Raw genomic sequence first — 25,610 nt, forward strand, 5'->3', positions numbered from 1 at the left:
CTACGGCCTCAATTCGATGACCGTCTTGCCGATTCTCACGGGGACACCAAGCTCTACCGGCAGGGCCCGGGTCAGCTGCTGGTCTGCCAGATAGGTGCCGTTTGTGGAGCCCAGGTCCTCGATGAACCAGCGGCTGCCTTGCGGGAACAGGCGGGCATGCCGGCCGGAGGCGTAGTCATCTTCCAGGACAAGTGTTGCTTCCTGGGCCCGGCCGAGCAGGATGGGGCTGGCCGCCAGGGCGATAGTGGTGCCCTTGAGCGGACCTTCGGTCACCACGAGCTGGCGGGCCTGTTGCTTCACGGGGGCAGGGGCAGATTCGGCCAGTGCCGGGTTCTTGCGGACCTGCCGGGCGGTGGGGGCGCCGGCTGCTGCCTTGCGCCCGATCATCAGGTCCCGGCGCATGGCAGACACGATGCTGAAGATCAGCACCCACAGCAGCAGCAGGAACCCGAAGCGCAGGGCGGTGATTGTCAGTTCACTCACGGGCGACCGCCTGGGTTGGCGGGCAGAAGGCGGAAAATGATTTTAGTCCGTCCCATCGTGATCGTGGAGCCGTCCGTGAGTTCCGAGCTGCCCACGATCTTGTGGCCGTTGACGTAGCTGCCGTTGGTGGAACCCAGGTCGACGGCCTGTGCCGTGCCCGGGCCGGTGCGGATTTCCAGGTGCCGGCGCGATACGCCCGTGTCGTCGACAAGGATGTCCGCCTCGGACGACCGCCCGAGGACAACAGAGGGAGCGTTGAGCGAGTACCGCTGGCCATCGATGTCCAGCACCGGCTGGAGCCGGGACGGCTGGCGGGTCGGAGCGGCCGGCATGGCGCCCTGCGTTCCGGGATGAACCGGGGCGGACGGGGCGGAGGCCTTTTCGGTCCGGGAGGTGATCTCGAAGTCGCCGGCCCGGCGCTCGTCGTCCCGGCGGAAGCTGATCCGGACCGGTCCCTGCAGGGTGTAGCCCTGGCTGCGGACGTGGTTGATGACCACATCACACAGCTCCTCCGCGAGCGGGGTTCCCCATTCCTGGGCCCGCTGGAAGTCGTCATCGCTGAGGAGGACATCAAAAACATTGGGGGCAAGGGTGCGTCCCGCGGCGATCGTGAGGGACTTGTTGTCCACTTCCCGGCGGAGGCGGCTGGCGATCTCGACGGGCTCAACCTGGGCGCGGGAACCGGTGGAGAAGACTCCGCGGACGGCCTTTTCGATGCCGCGCTCGACTTTGTCCAGCAATCCCATGGTCCTTCTCCTTTCCTGACGGCTGCAGGGCAGCATTCGTTCCGGAACTCGCTTTCCAACATTTCTGGAGCCCGCCGTAGACGGGCACTCATACATCAGATACTACTGGGCAAGGCTGGGAATGACCCTAATGAGCGCAGCCACTCCGCGCGGGAAAGCTGCCGAGGACGCGTCCTGACGTGCGGTGATGCCAACGCCGCAGGCGTGGCCGCGGAAGGGGCGGCGGGACCTTGCCTGAGCCGGTCCGGGGTGTACGGGACCGGCCGGAATGCCCCCAAAAGTGCGGCCGGACCGTGACCGCAGGCGCCGATTGGTGTTTTCCGGCGGTTGTCCGTTATGCTTGATCTCGCTGCTTTTACGAGGTTGGCGGTCCGGAAATCGGGCCACTTCCGGGTAAAAGAAGTTGCGCGCGAGTGGCGGAACGGCAGACGCGCTGGCTTCAGGTGCCAGTGTCCGAAAGGGCGTGGGGGTTCAAATCCCCCCTCGCGCACGCAAATGAAAGAACCCCGGTCTTGGGACCGGGGTTCTTTTGGTTTAACCGAACACCGGCCGGTTTTCCTTCACCCGTGCATCTTCGGTGAAATCTGGTCTGGCCTATTGCCGACGACCGGTCAGGGCCATATCATGTGCCTACTTGGGACTTGATGCGACGCCTCGGCCAGCCTGTAAATGGGGTCAGCTGTGAAAAAACGAACGAAACGAATGGCGCTGACCGCCACTGCGCTTGGCCTGCTGCTGCTGCCTTTGAGCGCCGCGCCGGCGACCGCCGCACCAACGGGCTGCTGGGCGAATGATGGCGTCTGGTTCCCGTACGCCACGGCATATTGTTCCGGCGGGACGGGCTCCTACCAGGTCTGGGCGGCGTGCAAGCAGAACTTCTGGCCGTACGACGGGAAGTTTGTCGAGAGCGACTGGAAACCCGCTGGCAGCCACCAGACAGCATGGGTCTGGTGCCCGGTCGGCTATCGGGTGGTCAATTACGGCATTGGCGTCAGAAGCTGAAACGGCAGGGTCCCGCCATCCGCTGAATCTGCAGCGGCCTGCCGGCGCTATTTCCGCAGCGCGCCGAAGCCCGCGATCAGCGCCTCGAGGCCCAGGCTGAAGGCGACGTCGGCCGGTTTCTCGTAGCCCTTCTCCGCCAAGCGGTCGACGGCGGAGGTGAAGTTTGGCGTCGACTCGGCCATGGTGCCGGAATCGAAGATGTCAGCCGGTGCCGTGACGTCGTAGGCGGAGCCGAAGATGAACGACTCGAGCGCCACAATCGCGGAGATGATTCGCTCCTGCGGGAATCCGGCACGGCTGAATCCGGTGCTGACGGCCTCGTACATGGCCAGGGTCTTCGGCGCGTCAGTCACAGGGAGTACGGCGATGACCGGAATCAGCGGCGTGTGTTTGGAGAACACGTCGCGGTAGCTCCAGGCCCAGTCACGGACCGCCTGGTCCCAGGGCTCCGCCTCGAACGCCGAGACATCCACGAGGGAGGTCAGGTGGTCCTCGACCAGGACCAGGACCACCCGCTTGGAGGAGACGTGGTTGTACAAGGCCGACGGCGCCACGTTCAGCGTCCGGGCGAGGGCGGCCATGGTGAAGCCGTCGTAGCCGCTCTTGCGGATCAGCCGGAGGGCAGCTTCGGTGATGCCGTCCTGATCCAAGACTGCAGCAGGCGGCCTGCCCGCGCGGCGGCGTGGTTTGGCGTCGGGTCGGTGCGGGTCCGTGGGGGCACTCGTGGCTGCCGGCATTCCTGGCCTTTCTGCGGCGGTGTGCAGGGGTGTCTCCATTGTGCCCTCCTGGCGCCGCCATTTCCGCCAGCGAAGTTCTTTGCCCCACGCTCTTCCCCGCTGCAGCGGAAAGGGCTATAGTCGCTACTAAATGAACGTCATTCATTTAGTGGTCAGCATCACTCTTGCGACCACAGAGAGGACATTATGCTGGAACTTGACCGCGACGTCGTCATCGTCGGAGCCGGCCCCGCCGGGCTCACCGCAGCCCGCGTGCTGCAGAAGGCCGGCCTGAGCGTGGCCGTGCTGGAGGCGCGGGACCGCGTGGGCGGCCGGACCTGGACGGACACCATCGACGGCGCCATGCTCGAAATCGGCGGCCAGTGGGTTTCCCCGGACCAGACCGAACTGCTGGCGCTGCTCGAGGAGCTCGGCCTGAAGACCTATTCGCGCTTCCGCGAAGGCCAGTCCGTCTATGTCGGCGCCGACGGCGAACGCACCCTGTACACGGGGGACACCTTCCCGGTCAGCGGCACCACCGCCGCTGAAATGGACAAGCTGACCGCCCTGCTGGATCGGCTCGCCGCGGAAATCGGGCCCACCGAGCCCTGGGCGCACCCCAAGGCCCGGGAGCTGGACACCATCTCCTTCCATCACTGGCTGCGGCAGAACTCCTCCGACGAGGAAGCCTGCAACAACATCGGCCTCTTCATCGCCGGCGGCATGCTGACCAAGCCCGCCCACGCCTTCTCGGCCCTGCAGGCCGTGCTGATGGCGGCCTCCGCCGGGTCCTTCACACACCTCACTGACGAGGACTTCATCCTCGACAAGAGGGTCATCGGCGGGATGCAGCAGGTATCCCTGCTGCAGGCAGCCGAACTGGGCGACGACGTCGTCCTCGGCAGCCCGGTGCGCACGATCAACTGGGCGCCGGCCCCCGCAGGAGGCAGCGGCGGCAACGGCAACGGCAGCGAAAACGCCGCCGGCTACCGGGTGACCGCAGTTTCGGACCGCGCCACAGTGAACGCACGGTTCGTGATCATGGCGGTGCCGCCGAACCTGTATTCCCGCGTTTCCTTCAACCCGCCGCTGCCGCGCCGCCAGCACCAGATGCACCAGCACCAGTCCCTGGGCCTGGTCATCAAGGTCCACGCCGTCTACAGCACACCGTTCTGGCGGGAGGAGGGCCTGTCCGGAACCGGTTTCGGCGCCGAGGCGCTGGTTCAGGAGGTCTACGACAACACCAACCATGAGGATCCCCGCGGCACGCTGGTGGGTTTCATCTCGGACGAGAAAGCCGATGCCGTCTTCGAACTAAGCGCCGAGGACCGCCGCCGCGCCATCCTGGAATCCATCGCCGGATTCCTCGGTCCGAAGGCCCTCGAGCCCGAGGTCTACTACGAGTCGGACTGGGGATCCGAGGAATGGACGCGCGGAGCCTACGCCTCCAGCTATGACCTCGGCGGCCTGCACCGCTACGGCAAGGACCAGCACGCGCCTGTCGGGCCGATCTACTGGTCCTCCTCTGACCTCGCCGCCGAGGGCTACCAGCATGTCGACGGCGCGGTGCGGATGGGACGCCTGACGGCGGCCCGGATCGTCACCGCGGCGGACCGCGCGTCCGTCACGCCCTAGAAACCCAGCCAAGAGCTCAGAAAGGACCGGCCAGATGCGCTACGTAGTAGGGTATTCCGCCAATGCCAGAGGCCACGATGCGGTCAACCTGGCCGTCTCGCTCGCCCGCGGCCGGGGCGCCGGCCTGGTTCTTGTGCTGGTGGTTCCTGAAGTGTCGCAGTTCGGGGCCGCCCACGCGCCCAAGACCGGATTCGAGACGCTGCTCCACGAGCAGGCCCGGCAATGGCTAGACGAAGCGCTGGCGCTGGTGCCGTCCGATGTGCCGGCGCAGGCGCACATCCGCGGCGGTGAGTCCGACGCCCAGGCGCTGATCGAGGCGGCCGAGGAGCTGGAGGCGGACATGCTCATCATCGGCGCCACCAGCAACGGGCTGTTCAAACGGTTCACCATCGGTTCGGTGGCCAGCGCATTGCTCCACGCGGCCACGGTTCCGGTGGCCCTCGCCCCGCACGGCTACCACCGCCAGGAGTCCCTGACCCGGATCAGCTGCGGACTCGGCACCCGGGCGGGCGCCGAGAAGCTCCTTGGCTTTGCCCTCGGGATGGCTCTGAACCGGGAAGTCGCGCTGCGCGTGGTGTCGCTCCTGACGCTCCACGCCGGCGATTCGGACGGGGCGGCCGAAGCGGCCCGCGACTACGCGGCGAAGCACCTCGCCGCCGCCCTGCCCGCCGCTGAGGCCGGAGTGCAGGTGGAGGCGAAGACGGAGGTCGTCGTCGCCCAGGGCCGGAGCGTCGAGGAGGCTGTGGACCGGCTGGACTGGGAAGACGGCGAGGTCCTGCTGATCGGATCCAGCCGGCTTGCCAGGAGCCGGTCCATCTTCCTCGGGAGCACGGCCAACCGCATCCTCCGCGCCCTGCCCGTGCCGATGGTGGTTGTCCCCAGCGACTACGCACTGAAACAGCCCGGTTATTCACCGTCTTCACCGTCGCAATTGGCATCGGATGTATCCCTTGGAGAGGCACAGAAATGAGCACCGAACGCGCGATGGCCCAGGCCTCGCAACACGAACAGGACAAAGGACTGAGCGCCAAGGGCCTGAAGGCCGGATCCGTGGGGCTGATCGGCGCCGTCGTCATCGGCGTATCCTGCATCGCTCCCGCCTATACCCTGACTGCCGCCCTCGGCCCCACGGTGTCCGAGGTGGGTGTCCAGCTCCCGGCGATCTTCCTCGTCGGGTTCATCCCCATGCTGCTGGTGGCCTTCGGCTACCGCGAACTGAACAACGCCATGCCCGACGCCGGAACCTCCTTTACCTGGGCCTCCCGGGCCTTCGGCCCCTGGATCGGGTGGATGGGCGGCTGGGGGCTGATCGCGGCGACCATCATCGTGCTTTCCAACCTGGCGGCCGTGGCGGTGGACTTCTTCTACCTCATGCTGGCCCAGTTGTTCGGGAACCCGGAACTGGCCGAGCTGACCACCAACCTGCCCCTGAACATCGCCACGACGCTGGTGTTCATCGCGCTGGCCTGCTGGATCTCCTACCGCGGCATGGAAACCACCAAGGGCGTGCAGTACGTGCTGGTCGCCTTCCAGCTCCTGGTGCTGGGCTGGTTCGCCGTGGCAGCGTTCAGCCACGTCGCCAACGGCACGGCCTTCGACGCCACTGCCATCTCGCCGGACTGGTTCAACCCCTTCGCGGTCAGTTCCTTCTCGTCCTTCGCCGCCGGCGTCTCGCTGTCCATCTTCATTTACTGGGGCTGGGACGTCACCCTGACCATGAACGAGGAAACCCGGAACCCGGAAAAGACGCCTGGCCGAGCCGCCACCGTCACGGTGCTGGTCATCGTCGTCATCTACATGACGGTTGCGCTGGCCACCCTGGCTTACGCGGGCATCGGTGAAGAGGGGCTCGGGGCCGGAAACCCGGAGAACCAGGGCAGCATCTTCGCCGTCCTGGCCGGGCCCGTGATGGGGCCCTTCGCCATCCTGATGTCCCTGGCCATCCTCAGCAGCTCGGCCGCGTCCTTGCAGTCCACCTTCGTTTCACCGGCCCGGACGCTCCTCTCCATGGGCCACTACAAGGCGCTGCCGGCCAAGTTCGGCAAGATCAGCCCCACGTACAAGTCCCCGAGCTACGCGACAATTGCGGCAGCGATCGCCGCTGCAGCGTTCTATGTGATCACCCGGACAACCTCGGAGAACGCCCTGTGGGATACCATCACCGCCCTCGGCATGATGATCTGCTTCTACTACGGCATCACCGCCCTGGCTTGCGTCTGGTTCTTCCGGGCCGAGGCCTTCAGCGGGGCCCGGGCGTTCTTCTTCAAGTTCTTCTCTCCGCTCGTCGGCGGCGTCATCCTGCTGGTGATGTTCTTCAAGACCGCCTATGACTCCATGGACCCGGAATACGGTTCCGGGTCGTCCGTCGGCGGCTTGGGCCTGGTCTTCGTCCTCGGCATGGGAGTGATCCTGCTGGGTGTGGTCCTCATGCTGGTCATGTACAAGGTCCGGCCCGAGTTCTTCAAGGGACAGGTCATCGCGAAGGGAAACTGAGCCCGCCAGGGCGCCGCAGTCCGCGGCCAGCGCGCCAGGGGAAGGTCCTTCATCCGGCAGCCAAGGAAGTGTGCACTGGAAAGTAAGCACACTTACCAATAGGCTGGCATGTGGGGGACCTTCCTCCGTTGCAATGAGAACGAGGTGACAGCATGTCGGATGCCGGAAGCATCAGCAAAGTAACGGACATCATCAACGATTCGCACATTGGAATGTTCACCACAGTCAACGAACGCGGCTCGCTCGTCAGCCGGCCGCTGGCCGTCCAGGACGTCAAGGACGACGGCGACATGTGGTTCTTCACCTCGGCAAACACCTCGCAGGTGGCCCACATCCGGGCCAACCCGGCGGTGAACGTCTCCTTCGGCCAGCGCACCGAATGGGTCTCGGTGGCCGGGACCGCTGAAGTCGTGACAGACCGCCAGTTGATCCATGAGATGTGGAACCAGGTGGTGGAGGCCTGGTTCCCGGACGGACCGGACACTCCTGAGGTCGTCTTGCTCCACGTCGATTCGGAATCCGCCGAGTACTGGACCAGCCCGGGCGGGACGGCGGCAACGGTGCTGCAATGGATCAAATCGAAAGTGACCCACAGCCGGATGAGCGTGGGCGAGAGCGGGACCGTCGAGCTTTAGGGGCTGCCGGGTCTACCGCTGCGGCTCCTAGTCGATGATCTTCAATCCGGTGCCCCAGTTGAAGTTCTCGTAGGCGGGGTTGAGTTGCAGACCCATGACCAGGAGCTGGAAACCCTCGAGTTCACGGGAGTGGTGCAGTCCGCCGACCTGGAGCGGCCGCAGTCCAGCCGCCGAGACGAACGCCGCTACCTCATTGCGGGCGTCCCCGGAATCGGAAGCGATGAAGACGTCCACCGGCATGCCGCCGGTGGTGCCTTGGGCCAACGTCCCGGCGAACGTGGTGTTGAACGCCTTCACCACGGTGGCACCGGGCAGCAGTGCGGCGATTTCCTCGGCGGCGGAGGACCCGGGAGCGACAACCAGTGAATCGAAGGTATCCGTATTGACGGGGTTGCTGATCTCGATCACGGTCTTGCCGCTGAGCGTGTCGCCGTAGTGGGTGGCGACTTCCTTCGCCGGACCGAACCAGAGGGCAAGCACCACCAGGTCTCCGTCGGGTATTTCGTTCAACCCGCCGGACGTAGTGCCGCCGCCAAGTTCAGCAGCGAGCTTGGCGGCGTTCTCCGGCGTACGGTCCAGGATCTGGACCGTACGTCCGGCCGCCACCGCGCGGGTGCCAATGGCGCCGGCCATGTTGCCGCTGCCGATGATCGTGATGTCTGTCATGGTGTTCCCTTCGCATACATCTGCCGCGAGACGGGGGAGTTCCCGGGAGTGGAGACGGCCGGGGCTCCGGCCGCGCGCTCCGCATCCGCCAAAGCCCGCTCCAGCCTGTCGACAGCCGGCCCGTACCCGGCGTCGCGTCCGCCGCTCAGCAGCTCGGCGGCCTTCATGGCGCGGATCAGCGCCGCAGTTTCCGGCCGGCCGGGGTCGCTCATGGCGGGGTAGTCGATGCAGTATCCGGGGTCCAGTTCATAGCGTTGCCACCGGGCCAGAGCGCTCCGGTGCCGGATGTCGGCTGCGTCATTGACCGCGAGGGTCTCCCGGGCGGACCGCCGTGCTTCCTGCCAGCGGAACAGCCTGGGAGTCCCCCGGTACGCGGCCCCGGCGGTGCCTGCGGCGAGCAGGCCGAGCATCAACCCGGCCCACGGTGAGACGAGGGACGGAAGAATCACGGCAGGCGCCACCACGGCGAGCCCTGCGAAACCGTCCCAGAACACCGCATCCGGCAATCCGGCGTCGGACACCAGATGCTTCCGGGCCAGATAAACAGATCCTGCCACCGCGGCGACGACCACCACGGCCAGGGCGAGCAGTTGCCACGCCATAAGGGGGGCTGGTTCGGACAGAGCCGGCATTTCAAACACCTCCAGGGAAGCTGCCCGGGGCGGGCGCAGTTCCGCTGATTCCATTGGAATCCCTGCGGGGCGGCCCGTCAATGCCCTGCAGAGGCGCGCCGCAGGGCTGGTTCACACCTGGGCTGTCGCGGCGTAGCCTAGGGCCCATGCGACTGAAAATGTGCAGTATCCACGTCAAGGACCCAGCAGCGGCCAACGAGTTCTACACGGGGATCCTTGGTTTCGATAGCCTCATGGCCCTGCCCGAGCACAATCTTTACATCGTCAAGGACCCCGCCGGAAGCGGCGGCGGAACGGCCGGGCTGCTGCTCGAACCCAGCGACAATCCGATCGGTTCCGCGTACATGAACGGCCTGCACGACGCCGGCATCCCCGCGATCGTCTTTGGAGTCAGCGATGTCCGGGCCGAATACGAGCGGCTCACCGCCAAGGGCGTGATGTTCCAGGGGGAACCGAGCGAGGGCCCCGAGGGCACGTCAGCCGTGATGGATGACGGCTGCGGCAACTTCGTCCAGCTGCACCAGGACTGAGGTCAAGCACCCTCGGACGGTCAGCCGGTGCGGAATTCCGGTCCCGGGGGACCGGGCGGCTACTCGACCTGGGTGCGGGCCTTCTTGGCGTCTTTCTTCGCGGCCTCGTCCTTGACCCGCTGGGCCTCGGTCCGGACGGCAGCGTGCGTGGAGCGTTCGGCGACGAGCCACGCGGGGGGAGCCTGCAGGAGTGCGGTGATTTCCGCCGACGTCAGCGCTTCCTCGACACCGCCCCGGGCCAGCCCGCTGATCGAGACGTTCAGCTTCTGCGCCACCACCGGGCGGGGGTGCGGGCCATTGCGGCGCAGTTCCGCCAGCCACTCCGGCGGGTTGGCCTGGAGCTCGGCGAAGTCGGCGCGGGTGATTACCGAATCCTGGAACTCCTGGGGTGTTGCGGGCAGGTAGATGCCAAGCTTCTTGGCAACGGTGGCCGGCTTCATGGACTGGGAGTTTGCAGAGGTCATGCTTCAAGGGTATCCGGCGGGATGCCTGTAAGGCACCAGAGCAGTACCAATGCAGTACGGGAGCAGCACCAGAGGAGTACAGAGCAGCACCGGACGGGTACCGGGCTGCCCCCTATCGCTGCCCGGGCGGGACCTTGGGCCGGCCCGGCGGTACTGTGAACGTGTGTCCGCAGCAGAAGAAACCCCCCAGACCCCCGACGAAACCGCCCAGACCCGCGACGACCCCGCCGAAGCAGCACCCCGGGAGTTGCGGTTCGCCTACGTCCCCGGAGTCACCCCCGGCAAATGGGTCCGGCGCTGGGAAGAACGGATGCCGGACGTTCCGCTGCACTCCTTTATGTCAGAGGACGGCGCCCAGCTCGCTGTGCTGCGCGAAGGCGCCGCGGACCTGAGCTTCGTGCGCCTTCCCGTGGAGCGCGAAGGCCTGAACGTCATCCCGCTATATGAGGAACAACCCGTCGTGGTGGCGCCCAAGGGGCATGAGATCTCCGTTTTCGAGGAAGTTGCGCTGGCGGACCTGTCCAAGGAGACCTTCCTGGACGTGGCGGATCTCGGCGGCCCGGAAATGGCGCTCCAGGTGGTGGCCTCCGGCGCCGGCCTGGTGATCCTGCCGATGTCCGTGGCGCGCCACTACAACGTCAAGGACACCGTGGCGCGGAAGCTCACGGGTGCGGCCACTACGGAGATCGCCCTGGCCTGGCCGAGCGGTTCCACGGATGAGGTAATCGAGGAGTTCATCGGGATTGTCCGCGGCCGCACCGCGGCGAGTTCCCGGCAGCCCTCTGCCCAGCAGGAAAAGCCCAAACGCGAGCCGAAGCCGGACCGGCGCGGCCCCGCTGTCAAAAAGCCGAAGGTGGCCCAGCGTTACGCACCGAACCCGGACAAGGGCCGCGGCAAGGGGTCACGCAAAAAAGGCAAGCGCTAAAGCGCAGCCGGTAGGCTCAGGCTGCGCACGCGTCCTTGAGGGCCGTCACGGACTCTGCCGGCACCTGGTCGCCGGATTCGGCAATCTGCCGCAGCGGCGTGGTGATGTCCGAGGGAACGCCGGCGGTCTCCGCCCCGGCGACGAGTCCGCCGAGCAGTTCCTTGTCTTTGACGCTGACCAGGCCGTCCTCGACGAGGGCGCAGGCCTGCTTTTTCACTTCACTGCCTGCTGCCGTGGCCACCTGGGAAGCGCCGTCGCTGACGGCCTTGTTGGCGGCGTCCTGCACCTGGCCGCAGCCGGTCAGGGCGATCACGAGGGAGGCGGCGGACACGGCGGCAAGGCGAAGTTTCATTCATCCAGCCTAACAAGCGGTTCCCGGGTGTCCCCGCGCGGAGCCCGGGTCCGGAGGCGCGCAGCCTGCTGCGGACCGGCGCGATCAGGTCGATTCGCGGATGACCAGCTCAGTCGGAATCGTGATGGCTGCGGGGCGTTCGCCTTTGATGACGCCGAGGAGCAGACGGACCATCTCCTCGCTGATCCGTTCAAAGGGCTGCCGGACGGTGGTCAGCGGCGGGCTGGCCGTGCGTGAGACGGTGATGTCGTCGAATCCGGCCACGGACACGTCTTCCGGGACTCTCAGCCCTGCTTCCTTGAGGACTTCCATCGCTCCGAGGGCCATCAGGTCGGTGCCGGCGAAGACGGCGTCGAGGTCCGGTGCCCGGTCCAGTAGCTCCCGCATACCTTTGGCTCCGCTTTCCCGGCTGTAATCTCCGTAAGCCACGAGACCCTCGTCCAGGTCCTGGCCTTGGTCGGCGCGGTACGCCGCCAGGCGGCGGATGCCGCCGGAGGTGTCCTGGGGGCCGGTGATGGTCGCGATGCGTTTCCGCCCTTTCTCGCGGAGAAACGCCAGGACATCGCGTGCCCCCTCGTAGTCATCGGCGGCGACGTACCCCATCTTCTTTTCGAACCCCAGCGGCACAACCCTGAACAGTGGCCCCGGGAGGTCTGGGTCGAAGACATCGCCCTGATGAAGCAGGCAGGTATCAACCTGGTCAGCGTCGGTATCTTCTCCTGGGTGCTGCTGGAGCCGCGCGAGGGCGAATACGATTTCGAATGGCTGGACCATCTCATGGACCTGCTCACCGACGCCGGGATCAGCATCGACCTCGGCACGCCCACGGCGGCCCCGCCGGCGTGGTTCTGGAAGAAGTACCCGCAGGCCCGCCCGCTCACCCGCGAAGGCGTTGCCCTGGGGAGCGGGTCCCGCGGGATGGCCAGCCCCAGCTCGCCCGAATACCTCCACGCCGCCACCATCATCACCGAACAGCTCGCCCGCCGGTACGGATCGCGCCCGGGAGTGGTGCTGTGGCACGTCCACAATGAATACGGCGCCCCGGTCGGCGATTCCTACGACGACTCCTCCGTCCTCGCCTTCCGGGAATGGCTGCGTGCCCGCTACGGCAGCCTTGAGGCCCTGAATGCGGCCTGGGGCACCCTGTTCTGGGGCTAGAAGTACGGCGAGTGGGACGAAATCGACGCGCCCCGCGTCGCGGTCAGCGTCAGCAACCAGGCCCAGCGCCTGGACTTCAGCCGGTTCAGCTCGAACGCCCTGCTCCAGTGCTTCATTGCCGAGCGGGACGTGATCCGCAAGTACGCCCCGGGCGTGCCGGTCACCACCAACTTCATGGCCACTAACTGCCTGTCCCCGGATTACTGGGCCTGGAGCCGCGAGGTCGACATCGTCGCCAACGACCACTACCTGGTTGCCGAACGCACCGACAATCACATCCTGCTCTCCATGGACGCGGACCTCACGCGCTCCCTGGCCGGCAACCGCCCGTGGATGCTGATGGAACACTCCGCTTCGGCCGTGAACTGGCAGGGCCGCAACATCGCCAAACGCCCCGGCGAACTGGCCCGCAACAGCCTGGTCCACCTCGCCCGCGGCGCCGACGCGGTCATGTTCTTCCAGTTCCGCGCTTCCCGGTACGGGGCGGAAAAATTCCACTCCGCGATGCTCCCGCACGCCGGAACGGGAACCCGGATTTGGAAAGAAGTCCTGGAGCTCGGCGCTGACCTCGGGAAACTCTCGGCCGTGAAGGGCTCCACCGTCCACGCCCGCGCAGCGATCCTCTGGGACGTGGAGTCCTTCTGGGCCCAGGACCTGGAATGGCGTCCGAGCAGCGACCTCGACCACCGCGAACGCATCGAGGCGTATTACTCGGTTCTCTGGAACCAGGGGATCAGCGTCGACTTCGCCCACCCGGAAGCCGACTTCTCCGGCTACGACCTCGTCCTCGCGCCAGCGCTGTACCTGGTCGGCGACGCGGCGGCCGCCAACCTGCGCGGCTACGTCGACGGCGGCGGCCACCTTCTGGTGTCCTACTTCTCCGGCATCGTCGATTCCAACGACACCGTCCCGCATGGCGCCTCCCCGGGTGCGCTGCGGGACATCCTCGGCCTGGAAATCCACGAATTCCTGCCGCTGCGGGCCGGGGAGACAGTGACCCTGAGCGGCGGCGGCACAGGCACCGCGTGGTCCGAGGAGATCCACCCCGGCACCGCCACGGTCCTGGAAACCTACATCAGCGGGCCGGCCACCACGCTGCCAGCCCTCACCCGGAACGAATTCGGCAGCGGCACTGCCTGGTACGTCTCCACCAAACTCGACGGCGACGACCTCACCGCCGTCGTGCTCGACGCGGCCCGGGCCGCCGGACTCGAACCGGCATCCGGGAAGGCGGAAGGGCTCGAAGTGGTGATCCGCAGCACCGGCACGGACGCGTTCACCTTCCTGATCAACCACGCCGACGCCGACGCCGAGTATCCGGCGACAGGCATCGAGCTGATCACCGCGGACGCTGTCACCGGAACTGCGCAGATACCCGCGGGCACCGTACGCGTGATCCACACGCATCACGGCAACGCCTAGGCCCCGCAGACCGCCGGCCCGGACCTGCGAGGGTCCGGGCCGGCATTCCACGCCATCGAGGACGAGGGCGGCCCCCGGACGGTCAGAACGCCCCGTCCGGGACCCCGGGAATGCGCTACCGTTAGCGCTAACAGAATGGCGGCCGGCCGCGGAGGGCCATGGCGCGTCCGGTGCCCTCCTGTAACTTGATTGCACGCGGACCGGCCGCGTACGGAGGAAGGTGCCTCGCATGGGGAACAACAACGACCGGCGGCTGCCGCGCCTCGAGGACGTTGCAGCCCGGGCCAAAGTCTCCCACCAGACGGTCTCGCGGGTGATCAACAACCACCCGAATGTCAGTAAGGCAACCCGGGAGCGGGTCGAGGCGGCGATCGCCGAACTCGGCTACCGGCGCAACACGGCCGCCAGGAGCCTCGTGACCCGGCGCACCCAGACCATCGGCGTCCTCGCCTCCGAACTCGGGCAGTATGGCCCGGCGAATACGCTGCTGGGAGTCCAGCAGGCCGCCCGGGAGGCAGGGTATTTCGTGAGCATTGCCGCGATCAAGGGGGCCGGTCCTGAGGTCATTTCCGATGCGGTGCGCCACCTCACGGACCAGGGCGCGGATGGGTTGATTGTCATCGTGCCGCACGACGGGACGCTGCAGGCGCTGGAACGCCTGAACCTGGATGTCCCGGTGATCGTCGTCGGGGGAGCCGGGGAAGGGCGGCTGAGCGGTGCGATGGTCGACCAGAAGCTCGGAGCGCGGCTGGCCGTCGCCCATCTGATCAGGCTTGGCCACCAGCGGATCGGCCATGTCTCGGGTCCGCTCGGCTGGATCGATGGGCAAGGCCGTGTTGACGGGTGGCGCGAGGAGCTGGCGGAAGCCGGCCTCAGCGACGATCTTCTGGTGGAGGGTGACTGGAGCGCGGGCAGCGGCTACCGGATCGGGCAGCAGCTGGCGGAACAACAAGGCGCCACGGCAGTGTTCGTCAGCAACGACCAGATGGCGCTGGGGCTGCTGCGGGCGTTCGGGGAAAAGGGCGTGCGCGTGCCGGAGGATGTTTCGCTGGTCGGCTTCGACGACCAGCCCGAATCCGAGTACTTCATGCCGCCGCTGACCACCGTCCGCCAGGACTTCGAGGAGCTCGGCAAGCGCTGCATGGACCTCATGCGCGCCCAGATCGAGGACGGCGCCGCAGGCGGCACCCTGGTGGTCAATCCGGAGCTCGTGGTGCGCGCAAGCACCGCGCCCAGGCCGCGGCTGCCCTAAGGGTCGGAGCCCCGATTCGGACAAAGACTGTGCCAGACTTCTTGACAGCAAGTTTGTTAGCGCTAACAATATAGAGGTTCGCAACGCTGCGGAACCTATTGGAGGATTTGATGGACGTCTCAGTGGACGGAACCGAAAACTTTGTCATTGGCGTGGACTACGGCACGCTCTCCGGGCGGGCCGTCGTCGTCCGGGTCCGCGACGGCAAGGAACTGGGCAGCGGCGTCTTCGACTACCCGCATGCCGTTCTCACCAGCGAGCTTCCGGAGGACACGGCGGGCGGCGCCGGCATCCGGCTTCCCGGCGAATGGGCCCTCCAGGTTCCCAATGATTACCGCGAGGTCCTGCGCCACGCCGTCCCGGCCGCGATCGCCGACGCCGGAATCGACCCGGCCGCCGTCGTCGGGATTGCCACCGACTTCACCGCCTGCACCATGGTTCCGGTCAATGCGGACGGGACCCCGCTGAACGAAATCTCCGGGTTCGCCGGCCGGCCGCACGCCTACGTGAAGCTGTGGCGTCACCACGCCGCGCAGCCGCAGGCGGACCGGATCAACGCCCTCGCTGCCGAACGGGGGGAGAGCTGGCTCCCGCGCTACGGCGGTCTGATCTCCTCCGAATGGGAATTCGCCAAAGGACTGCAACTGCTCGAAGAGGACCCGGAAAGCTACGCCGCGATGGACCGCTGGGTGGAGGCCGCCGACTGGATCGTCTGGCAGCTCTGCGGCAACTACGTCCGTAACGCCTGCACGGCCGGGTACAAGGGGATCTTCCAGGACGGCCGCTACCCGTCCGAAGACTTCCTGGCCGCCCTGAACCCGCAGTTCAAAGACTTTGTGAGCACCAAGCTGGAACACACGATCGGCCGGCTGGGCGATGCTGCGGGCCGGCTGACCGCCGAGGCCGCCGCCTGGACCGGATTGCCCGAGGGGATCGCCGTCGCGGTGGGGAACGTGGATGCCCACGTCACCGCCCCGGCTGCCAGGGCCGTGGAGCCAGGCCAGCTCGTCGCCATCATGGGCACTTCCACCTGCCACGTAGTGAACGGAACCGAGCTGCGTGAGGTGCCCGGCATGTGCGGCGTGGTGGACGGCGGAATCGTGGACGGGCTGTGGGGGTACGAGGCGGGGCAGAGCGGGGTGGGTGACATCTTCGGCTGGTTCACCAAGTACGGCGTCCCGCCCGAATACCATGAAGCCGCCGCCTCCCGCGGGCTCGGCATCCACGAATACCTGACAGGACTCGCCGCGGGCCAGGCAATCGGCGGGCACGGCCTCATCGCCCTCGACTGGCACTCCGGGAACCGTTCGGTGCTGGTGGACCACGAACTGTCCGGCCTCGTGCTCGGACAGACCCTTGCCACCCGGCCCGAGGACACCTACCGTGCCCTGCTGGAGGCCACGGCCTTCGGCACCCGGACCATCGTGGACGCCTTCCGCGGCTCCGGGGTGCCGGTGAAGGAATTCATCGTCGCCGGCGGGCTGTTGAAAAACGAGCTCCTGATGCAGATCTACGCCGACGTCACGGGACTGCAGCTCTCCACCATCGGCTCCACCCAGGGACCGGCCCTCGGATCGGCCATCCACGCCGCGGTAGCAGCCGGCCGGTACCCGGACATCCGGGCCGCCGCCGCCGCCATGGGCTCCGAACCGGGGGCGGTGTTCACCCCCATCCCGGCGAACGTCGCCGCCTACGAGGAACTGTTCCAGGAGTACCGCACGCTCCACGACCACTTCGGCAGGGGAGCGAACGACGTCATGCACCGGCTCAAGGCCATCCAGCGAAATGCCGCCCGGCCCCTCCTCGCCCCCATCCGGGAAGGAGCCTCCGCATGAGCGCGCTGCTGGAATCCATCGCACGGCTCCGCCAAGAGGTCTGCGCCCTGCACGCCGAGCTCACGCACTACCAGCTGGTGGTCTGGACCGCGGGAAACGTCTCCGCACGCGTACCCGGCTACGACCTCATGGTCATCAAACCGTCCGGGGTTTCCTACGCCGAGCTGAGCCCCGAGCTGATGGTCGTCACGGACCTCTACGGCACCCCGGTCAGCAGGCTTTCCGCCCAGGCCGACGGCGGCGCCGCGGAATGGGAAAACCCCGAACTCACACCGTCCTCGGACACCGCGGCGCATGCCTACGTCTACCGCAATATGCCCGAGGTCGGCGGAGTGGTCCACACACACTCCACGTACGCCACCGCCTGGGCCGCCCGCGGCGAACCCATCCCGTGCGTGCTCACCATGATGGGCGACGAGTTCGGCGGCCCCATCCCGGTGGGCCCGTTCGCGCTGATCGGGGACGACTCGATCGGCCGCGGCATCGTGGACACCCTGGCCCATTCCACCTCGCCGGCCGTGCTGATGCAGAACCACGGACCCTTCACCGTGGGCAAGGATGCCCGCTCGGCGGTGAAGGCCGCGGTCATGTGCGAGGAAGTGGCGCGGACCGTCCATATTTCCCGCCAGCTCGGTGAGCCCCTGCCCATCGACCCGGCCCAGATCGACTCCCTCTACGCCCGCTACCAGAACGTCTACGGCCACTAGGCCGCGATACCCGCCCTCGCCCTCTACCTTCCGCAGGAGAAAACATGTCCAACGCCAACAACACGTCCCTTGAGCAGTACGAGGTCTGGTTCCTCACCGGCAGCCAGCACCTCTACGGCGAGGACGTCCTCAAGCAGGTGGCCGCGCAATCACAGGAGATTGCCGCCGCGCTCAACGCCTCGTCCGACGTCCCGGTGAAGATCGTCTGGAAGCCGGTGCTCACCGACTCGGACGCCATCCGCCGCACCGCGCTGGATGCGAATTCTGACGACGCCGTGATCGGCGTGACCGCCTGGATGCACACCTTCTCCCCGGCCAAGATGTGGATCCAGGGCCTGGACCTGCTCCGCAAACCCCTCCTGCACCTGCACACCCAGGCGAACGTCGAACTGCCGTGGGCGGATATCGACTTCGACTTCATGAACCTGAACCAGGCCGCGCACGGCGACCGCGAGTTCGGCTACATCCAGTCGCGCCTCGGCATCCCGCGCAAAACCGTCGTCGGGCACGTGTCCAACCCCGAGGTGTCCCGCCAGGTCGGATCCTGGCAGCGCGCCTCCGCGGGCTGGGCGGCCGTCCGCACCCTGAAGCTCACCCGCTTCGGCGACAACATGCGCAACGTTGCGGTCACCGAAGGGGACAAGACCGAAGCGGAACTGCGCTTTGGCGTCTCGGTCAACACCTGGTCCGTCAACGAACTCGCCGACGCCGTGCATGGCGCCCCCGAGGCCGACGTCGACGCCCTCGTCTCGGAGTACGAGCGGCTCTACGACGTGGCCACCGAACTGAAGGCCGGCGAAGCCCGCCACGAGTCCCTGCGCTACAGCGCACGGATCGAACTGGGGCTGCGCAGCTTCCTGGAAGCCAACGGCTCGGCGGCCTTCACCACGTCCTTCGAGGACCTCGGCGAACTCCGGCAGCTGCCGGGCATGGCCGTCCAGCGGCTCATGGCCGACGGCTACGGCTTCGGCGCCGAGGGCGACTGGAAGACTGCCATCCTGGTCCGGGCCGCCAAGGTCATGGGCGCCGGACTCCCCGGTGGCGCCTCGCTCATGGAGGACTACACGTACCACCTCGTCCCGGGCCAGGAGAAAATACTGGGCGCGCACATGCTCGAGGTCTGCCCCTCCCTGACCGCCACAAAGCCACGCGTGGAAATCCACCCGCTCGGCATCGGCGGCAAGGAAGACCCGGTCCGGATGGTCTTCGACACCGACGCCGGACCCGGGGTCGTGGTGGCCCTGTCCGACATGCGCGACCGCTTCCGCCTCGTGGCGAACGCCGTCGACGTCATGGACCTTGACGAGCCGCTGCCCAACCTGCCGGTTGCCCGCGCGCTCTGGTCGCCCAAGCCGGACTTCACGACCTCCGCGGCCGCCTGGCTGACCGCCGGGGCAGCGCACCACACGGTCCTGACCACCGCCGTCGGCATGGACGTCTTCGAGGACTTCGCCGAGATCGCCCGGACGGAGCTGCTGACCATTGATGAAGGCACCACCATCAAGGGGTTCAAGAAGGAACTGGCCTGGAATTCCGCCTACTACAAGCTGGCAAGCGGGCTGTGACCGAGTATGCGATCCGGGCGGGCGCCTACGCGGCGGTCATCACCGCCCGGGGCGCCGCCGTCCGCGAGCTGCGGCACCGGGAACGGGACCTTGTTGTCCCGTTCCCGGCCGGCGGGCCCAACCCGGACTACCGCGGCGTCATCGTGGCGCCCTGGCCGAACCGGATTCCCGACGGCCAGTACACCTTTGACGGCGCGGACCACCAGGTGCCGGTCAACGAGCCCGGCCGGCAGTGCGCCCTGCACGGCTTCACCCCGGAGCTGGACTGGAAGCCGGAGTCCCGGACGGATTCCGCCCTGGAACTCACCTGCGCCATCGGACCGACGCCGGGCTACCCCTTCGCGCTGTCCATCACCGCCCGCTACCGGCTGGACGGCGACGGGCTGCATACGGCCGTGACGGCAGCCAACGTGGGGGAGCGGGCGGCGCCCTACGGGGTCTGTCCGCACCCCTACCTTCTGGCGGGCCCTGCCCCGCTGGACGAATGGAGCCTGGAAGTCCCCGCACGGACATTCCTCGAAGTGACGCCGGACCGGCTGCTGCCGCGTGCCGCCCGGCACGTTGACGGGCACGCGTACGACTTCCGTGCCGCCCGCGTCATCGGATCCACCCAGATCGACCATGCCTTCACCGACATTGTGTACGACGGCGGCGGGCACGGCGGCGGCCGGGCGCGCGTCGTCGTCCGGGACCCGGGCGGGACCGGCGTCGGCATGGCCTGGGACCGCACCTGCGCCTGGCTGCAGCTCTACACCGGGGACACGGAACCGCCGCTGCCCAACCGGTTGGGGCTCGCCGTCGAACCGATGACCTGCCCGCCGGATGCCTTCAACACCGGCACTGACCTGGTGCGGCTCGAACCCGGAGCATCGCACGACGCGTCCTGGTGCATCTTCGCCGCCTGAGCTCCGGACGGCCCGGCGTCGGCCTGCGGAGAATAAACGCCGAATGTGCGTTGACTCACATGTTTTGAGAAGCTATCTTTGACCATATTGTTAGCGATAACAATCAGCCGCAGTTCCCTTGCCGGCTGAATCCCCGTTCCATTCAGACCTCCGCAATCCTCCCGCTGTTACCGCCCCGCAGGGGCACAATGACGTGCAGGACTGCGATCAGGAGCAACTTCGCGGACCACGGGTCCGCGGAAGGAGAAAATTGTGAAGATCAGGAAACTCCTGGGCGCCGTTGCGGTTGTCCTCGCTGTGACCGCCGGGGCCACCGGCTGTGGCAGCCGGCCCGGCACGGCCGCACCGTCCGCCAGCGCCGCCGATGCCGCCGGCTCCCTCGTCGGAATCTCGATGCCGACGCAGACCTCGGAGCGGTGGATCGCCGACGGCAAGAACGTCTCGGACTCCGTGACGAAGCTCGGCTACAAGGCCGACCTGCAGTACGCCAACGACGACATCCCCACGCAGGTGGCGCAGATCGAGAACATGCTCACCAAGGGCGCCAAGGCCCTCATCATCGCCGCCATCGACGGCACCACGCTGACCGACGTCCTCGCCAAGGCGAAGGAACAGAACGTCAAGGTGATCGCCTACGACCGGCTCATCAACGGCACCCCGAATGTCGATTTCTACACCACCTTCGACAACTACACGGTGGGCGTGCAGCAGGCCACTTCGCTGCTTACCGGCCTGGGCCTCGTCGACGCCAGCGGCAACAAGGTCGAAGGCAAGGGCCCGTTCAATGTGGAGCTCTTCGCCGGCAGCCCGGATGACAACAACGCCAACTTCTTCTGGACCGGCGCCATGGACACCCTCAAGCCGTACCTGGACGCCGGAACCCTGAAGGTCCCCAGCGGCCAGACCAAGTTCGAGCAGGCCGCAATCCTGCGCTGGCAGGCCCCCGTGGCCCAGAAGCGCATGGAGGACATCCTCACCGCCGCCTACAGCTCCGGCACCAAGCTCAACGGCGTTCTCTCCCCGTATGACGGCCTGTCCATCGGCATCATCTCGGCCCTGACCAGCACCGGCGGCTACGCCAAGGGAAGCTTGCCGATCGTTACCGGCCAGGACGCCGAAAAGGGTTCCGTGAAGTCCATCATCGCCGGCGAGCAGTACTCCACGATCTTCAAGGACACCCGCCAGCTGGGTGCCCAGGCAGTGAAGATGGTCGACGCCCTCCTGAAGGGCCAGGAGCCCGAGGTCAACGACACCAAGACCTACAACAACAAGGTCAAGGTGGTCCCCGCATACCTGCTCAAGTCCGTCATCATCACGAATGAGAACTACAAGAAGGAACTCATCGACTCCGGTTACTACACCGAGGCCGACGTCAAGTAGCCACGTCGGAGGGTGGCGGTCCGCCGTCGAGTCCGGGCCGCCACCCTTCCCGTAGACCCCTGCAGCCGCAGGACGTCTCAGGTACTACCAGTCAGTGAGAATTGGCGATGAACACACCCATTCTTCAAATGCGAGGAATCACCAAGACCTTCCCGGGCGTGAAGGCCCTCCAGGATGTCACCCTGCAGGTGAACCGCGGCGAAGTCCACGCCATCTGCGGGGAAAACGGCGCCGGGAAATCCACCCTGATGAAGGTGCTGTCCGGCGTCTACCCGCACAGCTCCTTCGACGGCGAGATCCTCTTCGAAACCGAACCCTGCAACTTCTCCAGCATCAGCGACAGCGAGAAGCGCGGGATCGTCATCATCCACCAGGAGCTGGCCCTGAGCCCGTACCTGTCCATCGCCGAGAACATCTACCTCGGCAACGAACAGGCCAACCGCGGCTGGGTGGACTGGCGCAAGACCAACCTGGAGGCCGCGAAACTCCTGGCCCGGGTGGGCCTGAGCGAAAACCCGGTCACCCCGGTCCAGCAGATCAGCGTCGGCAAGCAGCAACTCGTGGAGATCGCCAAGGCGCTCTCGAAGGAAGTCAAGCTCCTCATCCTCGACGAACCGACGGCGGCCCTCAACGACGAGGACTCGGGACACCTGCTGGACCTGATCCTGCACCTCAAGGGCCAGGGCGTCACCTGCATCATCATCAGCCACAAGCTCAACGAAATCCGCAAGGTCGCGGATGCCGTCACCATCATCCGCGACGGCAAGACCATCGAAACCCTCCGCCTGGGCGACGGCGAGATCACCCAGGAACGCATTATCCGCGGCATGGTGGGCCGGGACCTGGAAAGCCTGTACCCGGACCGGGATCCCCAGATCGGCGAGGAAGTCCTGCGGATCGAGGACTGGTCCGTCCGGCACCCGCAGGACCACAACCGGATGGTGGTCAACAACGCCAGCCTCAACGTCCGCAAGGGCGAAGTGGTGGGGCTGGCCGGGCTGATGGGCGCCGGCAGGACGGAGCTGGCCATGAGCGTCTTCGGGCGCAGCTACGGCACCGCAACCTCCGGCAGGGTCTTCAAGCACGGCACCGAAATCAACACCGGCACCGTCTCCGCCGCCATCAAGCACGGCATCGCCTACGCCACCGAGGACCGCAAGCGCTACGGCCTGAACCTCATCGAGGACATCAAGCGGAACATCTCCATGGCCGCGCTCCGAAAGCTGGTCAAGGGCGGCTGGGTGGACAAGAACCAGGAAACCGTCGTGGCCAACGACTACCGGAAGAACATGAACATCAAGGCCCCCTCGGTCGCCGCCATCACGGGCAAGCTGTCCGGCGGGAACCAGCAGAAGGTGGTGCTGAGCAAGTGGATGTTCTCCGACCCGGACGTGCTGATCCTGGACGAACCCACCCGCGGGATCGACGTCGGCGCGAAGTTTGAGATCTACACGATCATCGCGAAGCTGGCCGCGGAAGGAAAAGCGGTCATTGTGATCTCCTCCGAACTTCCCGAGCTGCTGGGCATCTGCGACAGGATCTACACCCTGTCCGCCGGGCACGTCACCGGCGAGATCCCGATCGCCGAAGCATCGCAGGAAACCCTTATGCACTTCATGACCAAAGAGAAGGAATAGCGAACATGTCCGCCCTCCGAGAATCCCTGGGTTTCCTGACAAGCCGCCTCCGCCAGGTTGGCATCTTTGTCGCCCTGATCCTGATCGTCCTGCTGTTCCAGATCCTCACGGACGGAATCCTGCTGGAGCCGCAGAACGTCACCAACCTCGTGGTCCAGAACAGCTACATCCTGATCCTGGCCATCGGCATGGTCATGGTGATCATCGCCGGCCACATCGACCTGTCCGTCGGATCGGTCGCCGGCTTCATCGGCGCCGTCGCGGGTGTCATGATCGTGCACTGGGGATGGGCCTGGTGGCTCGCCATCCCCGCCTGCCTGCTGGTCGGGGCACTCGTGGGTGCCTGGCAGGGCTACTGGATCGCGTACGTCGGAATCCCCGCCTTCATCGTCACCCTCGCCGGGATGCTGATTTTCCGCGGCCTGACCCTGATCACCCTCAAGAACCAGCAGATCACCCCCTTCCCGGGGGAACTGAGGGCGCTGGGCGGCGGCTTCCTGCCGGACATTTCCGGCGGCACCTCGGTCCTGGAGTGGCTGACGGTCATCCTGGGGGTCGGCGCCACCCTGGCGCTGGTGATCCAGGCGGTCAAGGAACGCCGGATCCGCAAGAAGTTCGAACTCGAGAACGAACCGATGGCCTGGTTCGCCACCAAGACCACGTTCATCGCCCTGCTCATGCTGACCATCACCTTCCTCCTCGCCAGCTACCGCGGAACACCGATCGTCCTGATCGTGCTCGCGGTCCTCGTCATCGTCTACACGGCCCTGATGAACAACAGCGTCTTCGGACGGCACACCTACGCGATCGGCGGGAACCTGCATGCGGCAGAGCTGTCCGGTATCAAAACGAAGGCGGTCACGTTCCGGCTGTTCGTGAACATGGGTGTGCTTGCCGCACTGGCCGGACTCGTGTTCACGGCCCGGCTCAACTCCGCCCAGCCGGCTGGCGGCACCGGGTTCGAACTGGACGCCATCGCGGCGGCCTTCATCGGCGGCGCCGCGGTGCAGGGCGGCATCGGCACCGTGGCCGGGGCCCTGATCGGCGGCCTGATCATGGGTGTGCTGAACAACGGCATGTCCATCCTGGGCCTCGGCACCGACTACCAGCAGCTCATCAAGGGCCTGGTGCTGCTCCTCGCCGTCGGCTTCGACATCTTCAACAAGAACCGCAGCGGCAAGGGCGGCGGGGCCACGATCGGCAAGCGCCTCAAGCTGAAATCACCGCCCGCGGCCGGTGCCGACGCCGGGAAGCCGGCGGACGAGCGCCCGGTCCCGGTAGCGGCGGCGAACTAACAAAACTGCGGGAGTGGCGGCTTCGGCCGCCACTCCCGCAGTCGTCCGTCAGACGAAGCGTTCCGGCCGGAACGTGGCCAGCATCGGGTGCCTGGAACCGCTCAAGATCTCGTCGGCCAGCAGCTCTCCCGCAATGAGTCCGAGCGTGGCCCCGGAGTGCGTGAAGGCGACGAAGCAGCAGGGGACCTTCTGCAATTCGCCGAAGACGGGCTCGCCGTCACCCGGGATCGGCTTGTAGCCGATCTTCCAGGACGCCGGCTTGAGCTCCGGTTTGCCTGCGATGAGTTTGGCGGCCTCGTCTGCCAGTTCCTGGACTGTTTCATCGGGAATGCCGAACGTGCCGTCCCCGTGATCGGTGATGCGTTCCTCGTACCAGTCGTGATCCAGGGCCAGAGTGCCTCCCGGGTTGGGCCGGACGGCCGCGCGGGGGGTGTTCATGACGGCTGTGGCCGAGTGCTCGACGGGCTTCGTGATGACCAGCATGGAGACCGGCGAGGCGTTGGGAATTTCGACCCCCAGAGGGGCCACCACAGCCGGCGTCGCGGCGCCGCAGGCGACCAGGACGACGTCGGCGTCGTAGACCGTGCCGGAGGCCACTTCGACCCCGGCTGCCCGTCCGTCCCTGACCACCACGGAGGCCCGACCTGCGTTGAGGACCAGTTCGCCGCCGAGCTCGTGGAACTCGGCCATCAGGAAGTCCACCAGGTCCGGGAGGCTCACCCAGCCCTCGCCCGGATTGAAGATCGCGTTTTCCGGCACGGCCGTGGCGTTGACCCCCGGCGTGAATGCTGCGATTTCTTCGGGGGCGAGGAGCTTGGAGTCGTAGCCCTTGTCCTGCTCGTAGGCGTGGCGGGTTTTGGTGGCGCCGGTTTGGCCTGCGGCGTTCCACATGAGGCCACCGTCGAACCGCAGCCACTCCCTGGTGGGATCCGAGGCGAACAGCGTCCGGTAACGGTCCACTCCTGCAATGCGGAGCTGGTGGTAGGGCGTGGACCGTTCGCCGGCGGAATTCAGCCAGGACAGGGAACGGCCGGTGGCCCCGCTGGCGAGGCCGGCTTCACTCAGAAGCAGCACCGAGGCACCGTCGCGGAGCAGGTGGACGGCTGTGGAAACGCCAAGGATTCCGCTGCCAATAACGGCGACACGCTTGGCGGAGACTGCGGAGGTCATAGGGA

At 66.7% G+C, this 25,610-nt stretch carries 24 protein-coding genes, 1 tRNA gene and 1 pseudogene; 17 read left to right on the top strand and 9 right to left on the bottom strand.

The window, feature by feature from the left end:
• Positions 1 to 483, bottom strand: coding sequence for an FHA domain-containing protein FhaB/FipA (locus ABIB51_RS11170; protein WP_354188003.1), 483 nt, complete (start codon positions 481 to 483; stop codon positions 1 to 3).
• Positions 480 to 1,229, bottom strand: coding sequence for an FHA domain-containing protein (locus tag ABIB51_RS11175; protein WP_354188004.1), 750 nt, complete (start codon positions 1,227 to 1,229; stop codon positions 480 to 482). The genes ABIB51_RS11170 and ABIB51_RS11175 overlap by 4 nt, the downstream gene beginning before the upstream one ends.
• Positions 1,230 to 1,636: 407 nt before the next feature.
• Here ABIB51_RS11175 and ABIB51_RS11180 point away from each other — a divergent pair.
• Both ABIB51_RS11180 and ABIB51_RS11185 read left to right on the top strand, forming a co-directional pair.
• Positions 1,637 to 1,719, top strand: a tRNA-Leu gene (locus ABIB51_RS11180).
• A 212-nt stretch (positions 1,720 to 1,931) separates the two neighbouring features.
• On the top strand, positions 1,932 to 2,231 hold the full coding sequence (locus ABIB51_RS11185; protein ID WP_354188005.1) for a hypothetical protein: 300 nt from the start codon (positions 1,932 to 1,934) through the stop codon (positions 2,229 to 2,231).
• Between the two features lie 47 nt (positions 2,232 to 2,278).
• Here the strand turns inward: ABIB51_RS11185 and ABIB51_RS11190 are convergent, their stop codons facing one another.
• The gene (locus ABIB51_RS11190; protein ID WP_354188062.1) at positions 2,279 to 2,968 is read right to left on the bottom strand and encodes a TetR/AcrR family transcriptional regulator; all 690 of its coding nucleotides are present in this window, start codon (positions 2,966 to 2,968) and stop codon (positions 2,279 to 2,281) included.
• 186 nt (positions 2,969 to 3,154) lie between these two features.
• Here ABIB51_RS11190 and ABIB51_RS11195 point away from each other — a divergent pair, with 186 nt between their 5' ends.
• From ABIB51_RS11195 to ABIB51_RS11210, 4 genes are all read left to right on the top strand, one after another.
• A complete protein-coding gene (locus ABIB51_RS11195; protein ID WP_354188006.1) occupies positions 3,155 to 4,582 on the top strand; it encodes a flavin monoamine oxidase family protein in 1,428 nt (475 codons plus the stop codon).
• A 34-nt stretch (positions 4,583 to 4,616) separates the two neighbouring features.
• Positions 4,617 to 5,552 carry a universal stress protein gene (locus ABIB51_RS11200; RefSeq protein WP_354188007.1) on the top strand — a complete coding sequence of 312 codons (936 nt, stop codon included), beginning with the start codon at positions 4,617 to 4,619 and terminating at the stop codon, positions 5,550 to 5,552.
• Positions 5,549 to 7,075 (top strand): APC family permease, encoded by a 1,527-nt coding sequence (locus ABIB51_RS11205; protein WP_354188008.1) that lies wholly within the window; start codon positions 5,549 to 5,551, stop codon positions 7,073 to 7,075. The genes ABIB51_RS11200 and ABIB51_RS11205 overlap by 4 nt, the downstream gene beginning before the upstream one ends.
• Before the next feature lie 152 nt (positions 7,076 to 7,227).
• Positions 7,228 to 7,710 (top strand): pyridoxamine 5'-phosphate oxidase family protein, encoded by a 483-nt coding sequence (locus ABIB51_RS11210; RefSeq protein ID WP_354188009.1) that lies wholly within the window; start codon positions 7,228 to 7,230, stop codon positions 7,708 to 7,710.
• 27 nt (positions 7,711 to 7,737) lie between these two features.
• Here ABIB51_RS11210 and ABIB51_RS11215 read toward each other — a convergent pair whose 3' ends face one another.
• Positions 7,738 to 8,376, bottom strand: a complete 639-nt coding sequence (locus ABIB51_RS11215; RefSeq protein WP_354188010.1) for an NADPH-dependent F420 reductase — start codon at positions 8,374 to 8,376, stop codon at positions 7,738 to 7,740.
• On the bottom strand, positions 8,373 to 9,062 hold the full coding sequence (locus tag ABIB51_RS11220; RefSeq protein ID WP_354188011.1) for a hypothetical protein: 690 nt from the start codon (positions 9,060 to 9,062) through the stop codon (positions 8,373 to 8,375). The genes ABIB51_RS11215 and ABIB51_RS11220 overlap by 4 nt, the downstream gene beginning before the upstream one ends.
• A gap of 92 nt (positions 9,063 to 9,154) precedes the next feature.
• Here ABIB51_RS11220 and ABIB51_RS11225 point away from each other — a divergent pair, with 92 nt between their 5' ends.
• On the top strand, positions 9,155 to 9,538 hold the full coding sequence (locus tag ABIB51_RS11225) for a VOC family protein (RefSeq protein ID WP_354188012.1): 384 nt from the start codon (positions 9,155 to 9,157) through the stop codon (positions 9,536 to 9,538).
• 59 nt (positions 9,539 to 9,597) lie between these two features.
• Here ABIB51_RS11225 and ABIB51_RS11230 read toward each other — a convergent pair whose 3' ends face one another.
• A complete protein-coding gene (locus ABIB51_RS11230) occupies positions 9,598 to 10,002 on the bottom strand; it encodes a DUF5997 family protein (protein ID WP_354188013.1) in 405 nt (134 codons plus the stop codon).
• A 163-nt stretch (positions 10,003 to 10,165) separates the two neighbouring features.
• Here ABIB51_RS11230 and ABIB51_RS11235 point away from each other — a divergent pair, with 163 nt between their 5' ends.
• The gene (locus tag ABIB51_RS11235) at positions 10,166 to 10,927 is read left to right on the top strand and encodes a LysR family substrate-binding domain-containing protein (protein WP_354188014.1); all 762 of its coding nucleotides are present in this window, start codon (positions 10,166 to 10,168) and stop codon (positions 10,925 to 10,927) included.
• Between the two features lie 16 nt (positions 10,928 to 10,943).
• Here the strand turns inward: ABIB51_RS11235 and ABIB51_RS11240 are convergent, their stop codons facing one another.
• Entirely contained in the window at positions 10,944 to 11,279 is a 336-nt protein-coding gene (locus tag ABIB51_RS11240; protein WP_354188015.1) for a hypothetical protein, read from the bottom strand.
• An 84-nt stretch (positions 11,280 to 11,363) separates the two neighbouring features.
• The gene (locus tag ABIB51_RS11245; RefSeq protein ID WP_354188016.1) at positions 11,364 to 11,906 is read right to left on the bottom strand and encodes a LacI family DNA-binding transcriptional regulator; all 543 of its coding nucleotides are present in this window, start codon (positions 11,904 to 11,906) and stop codon (positions 11,364 to 11,366) included.
• Here ABIB51_RS11245 and ABIB51_RS23215 point away from each other — a divergent pair.
• The 9 genes and pseudogenes from ABIB51_RS23215 (at position 11,862) to mmsB (ending at position 24,435) form a co-directional block, all read left to right on the top strand.
• Positions 11,862 to 13,859, top strand: a pseudogene (locus ABIB51_RS23215) (beta-galactosidase). The gene ABIB51_RS11245 and the pseudogene ABIB51_RS23215 sit on opposite strands and share 45 nt — an antisense overlap.
• A gap of 229 nt (positions 13,860 to 14,088) precedes the next feature.
• The gene (locus ABIB51_RS11260) at positions 14,089 to 15,111 is read left to right on the top strand and encodes a LacI family DNA-binding transcriptional regulator (protein WP_354188017.1); all 1,023 of its coding nucleotides are present in this window, start codon (positions 14,089 to 14,091) and stop codon (positions 15,109 to 15,111) included.
• A 110-nt stretch (positions 15,112 to 15,221) separates the two neighbouring features.
• Positions 15,222 to 16,946: a ribulokinase gene (gene araB, locus ABIB51_RS11265; RefSeq protein WP_354188018.1), complete on the top strand. Its 1,725-nt coding sequence runs from the start codon at positions 15,222 to 15,224 to the stop codon at positions 16,944 to 16,946.
• On the top strand, positions 16,943 to 17,653 hold the full coding sequence (locus ABIB51_RS11270; protein ID WP_354188019.1) for an L-ribulose-5-phosphate 4-epimerase: 711 nt from the start codon (positions 16,943 to 16,945) through the stop codon (positions 17,651 to 17,653). Before araB ends, ABIB51_RS11270 begins: the two co-directional genes overlap by 4 nt.
• Before the next feature lie 44 nt (positions 17,654 to 17,697).
• Entirely contained in the window at positions 17,698 to 19,218 is a 1,521-nt protein-coding gene (araA, locus tag ABIB51_RS11275) for an L-arabinose isomerase (RefSeq protein ID WP_354188020.1), read from the top strand.
• Positions 19,215 to 20,123 (top strand): aldose 1-epimerase family protein, encoded by a 909-nt coding sequence (locus ABIB51_RS11280; RefSeq protein ID WP_354188021.1) that lies wholly within the window; start codon positions 19,215 to 19,217, stop codon positions 20,121 to 20,123. The genes araA and ABIB51_RS11280 overlap by 4 nt, the downstream gene beginning before the upstream one ends.
• A gap of 252 nt (positions 20,124 to 20,375) precedes the next feature.
• Positions 20,376 to 21,503, top strand: coding sequence for a multiple monosaccharide ABC transporter substrate-binding protein (chvE, locus tag ABIB51_RS11285; protein ID WP_354188022.1), 1,128 nt, complete (start codon positions 20,376 to 20,378; stop codon positions 21,501 to 21,503).
• Between the two features lie 107 nt (positions 21,504 to 21,610).
• Positions 21,611 to 23,140 carry a multiple monosaccharide ABC transporter ATP-binding protein gene (mmsA, locus tag ABIB51_RS11290; protein ID WP_354188023.1) on the top strand — a complete coding sequence of 510 codons (1,530 nt, stop codon included), beginning with the start codon at positions 21,611 to 21,613 and terminating at the stop codon, positions 23,138 to 23,140.
• A gap of 5 nt (positions 23,141 to 23,145) precedes the next feature.
• Positions 23,146 to 24,435, top strand: a complete 1,290-nt coding sequence (gene mmsB, locus ABIB51_RS11295) for a multiple monosaccharide ABC transporter permease (protein WP_354188024.1) — start codon at positions 23,146 to 23,148, stop codon at positions 24,433 to 24,435.
• A gap of 48 nt (positions 24,436 to 24,483) precedes the next feature.
• Here the strand turns inward: mmsB and ABIB51_RS11300 are convergent, their stop codons facing one another.
• On the bottom strand, positions 24,484 to 25,605 hold the full coding sequence (locus ABIB51_RS11300; protein ID WP_354188025.1) for an NAD(P)/FAD-dependent oxidoreductase: 1,122 nt from the start codon (positions 25,603 to 25,605) through the stop codon (positions 24,484 to 24,486).
• Positions 25,606 to 25,610 lie beyond the last annotated feature (5 nt).

The organism is Arthrobacter sp. UYCu712, from assembly GCF_040547005.1.
Classification (GTDB): domain Bacteria; phylum Actinomycetota; class Actinomycetes; order Actinomycetales; family Micrococcaceae; genus Arthrobacter.

What these genes read in the sequence shown, in the direction of transcription:
- ABIB51_RS11175 (WP_354188004.1), bottom strand. Translation starts at nt 1,229, where the DNA reads ATGGGATTGCTGGACAAAGTCGAGCGCGGCATCGAAAAGGCCGTCCGC.
- ABIB51_RS11185 (WP_354188005.1), top strand. Translation starts at nt 1,932, where the DNA reads ATGGCGCTGACCGCCACTGCGCTTGGCCTGCTGCTGCTGCCTTTGAGC.
- ABIB51_RS11190 (WP_354188062.1), bottom strand. Translation starts at nt 2,968, where the DNA reads ATGCCGGCAGCCACGAGTGCCCCCACGGACCCGCACCGACCCGACGCC.
- ABIB51_RS11195 (WP_354188006.1), top strand. Translation starts at nt 3,155, where the DNA reads ATGCTGGAACTTGACCGCGACGTCGTCATCGTCGGAGCCGGCCCCGCC.
- ABIB51_RS11200 (WP_354188007.1), top strand. Translation starts at nt 4,617, where the DNA reads ATGCGCTACGTAGTAGGGTATTCCGCCAATGCCAGAGGCCACGATGCG.
- ABIB51_RS11205 (WP_354188008.1), top strand. Translation starts at nt 5,549, where the DNA reads ATGAGCACCGAACGCGCGATGGCCCAGGCCTCGCAACACGAACAGGAC.
- ABIB51_RS11210 (WP_354188009.1), top strand. Translation starts at nt 7,228, where the DNA reads ATGTCGGATGCCGGAAGCATCAGCAAAGTAACGGACATCATCAACGAT.
- ABIB51_RS11215 (WP_354188010.1), bottom strand. Translation starts at nt 8,376, where the DNA reads ATGACAGACATCACGATCATCGGCAGCGGCAACATGGCCGGCGCCATT.
- ABIB51_RS11220 (WP_354188011.1), bottom strand. Translation starts at nt 9,062, where the DNA reads ATGGAATCAGCGGAACTGCGCCCGCCCCGGGCAGCTTCCCTGGAGGTG.
- ABIB51_RS11225 (WP_354188012.1), top strand. Translation starts at nt 9,155, where the DNA reads ATGCGACTGAAAATGTGCAGTATCCACGTCAAGGACCCAGCAGCGGCC.
- ABIB51_RS11230 (WP_354188013.1), bottom strand. Translation starts at nt 10,002, where the DNA reads ATGACCTCTGCAAACTCCCAGTCCATGAAGCCGGCCACCGTTGCCAAG.
- ABIB51_RS11240 (WP_354188015.1), bottom strand. Translation starts at nt 11,279, where the DNA reads ATGAAACTTCGCCTTGCCGCCGTGTCCGCCGCCTCCCTCGTGATCGCC.
- ABIB51_RS11260 (WP_354188017.1), top strand. Translation starts at nt 14,089, where the DNA reads ATGGGGAACAACAACGACCGGCGGCTGCCGCGCCTCGAGGACGTTGCA.
- araB (WP_354188018.1), top strand. Translation starts at nt 15,222, where the DNA reads ATGGACGTCTCAGTGGACGGAACCGAAAACTTTGTCATTGGCGTGGAC.
- ABIB51_RS11270 (WP_354188019.1), top strand. Translation starts at nt 16,943, where the DNA reads ATGAGCGCGCTGCTGGAATCCATCGCACGGCTCCGCCAAGAGGTCTGC.
- araA (WP_354188020.1), top strand. Translation starts at nt 17,698, where the DNA reads ATGTCCAACGCCAACAACACGTCCCTTGAGCAGTACGAGGTCTGGTTC.
- mmsA (WP_354188023.1), top strand. Translation starts at nt 21,611, where the DNA reads ATGAACACACCCATTCTTCAAATGCGAGGAATCACCAAGACCTTCCCG.
- mmsB (WP_354188024.1), top strand. Translation starts at nt 23,146, where the DNA reads ATGTCCGCCCTCCGAGAATCCCTGGGTTTCCTGACAAGCCGCCTCCGC.
- ABIB51_RS11300 (WP_354188025.1), bottom strand. Translation starts at nt 25,605, where the DNA reads ATGACCTCCGCAGTCTCCGCCAAGCGTGTCGCCGTTATTGGCAGCGGA.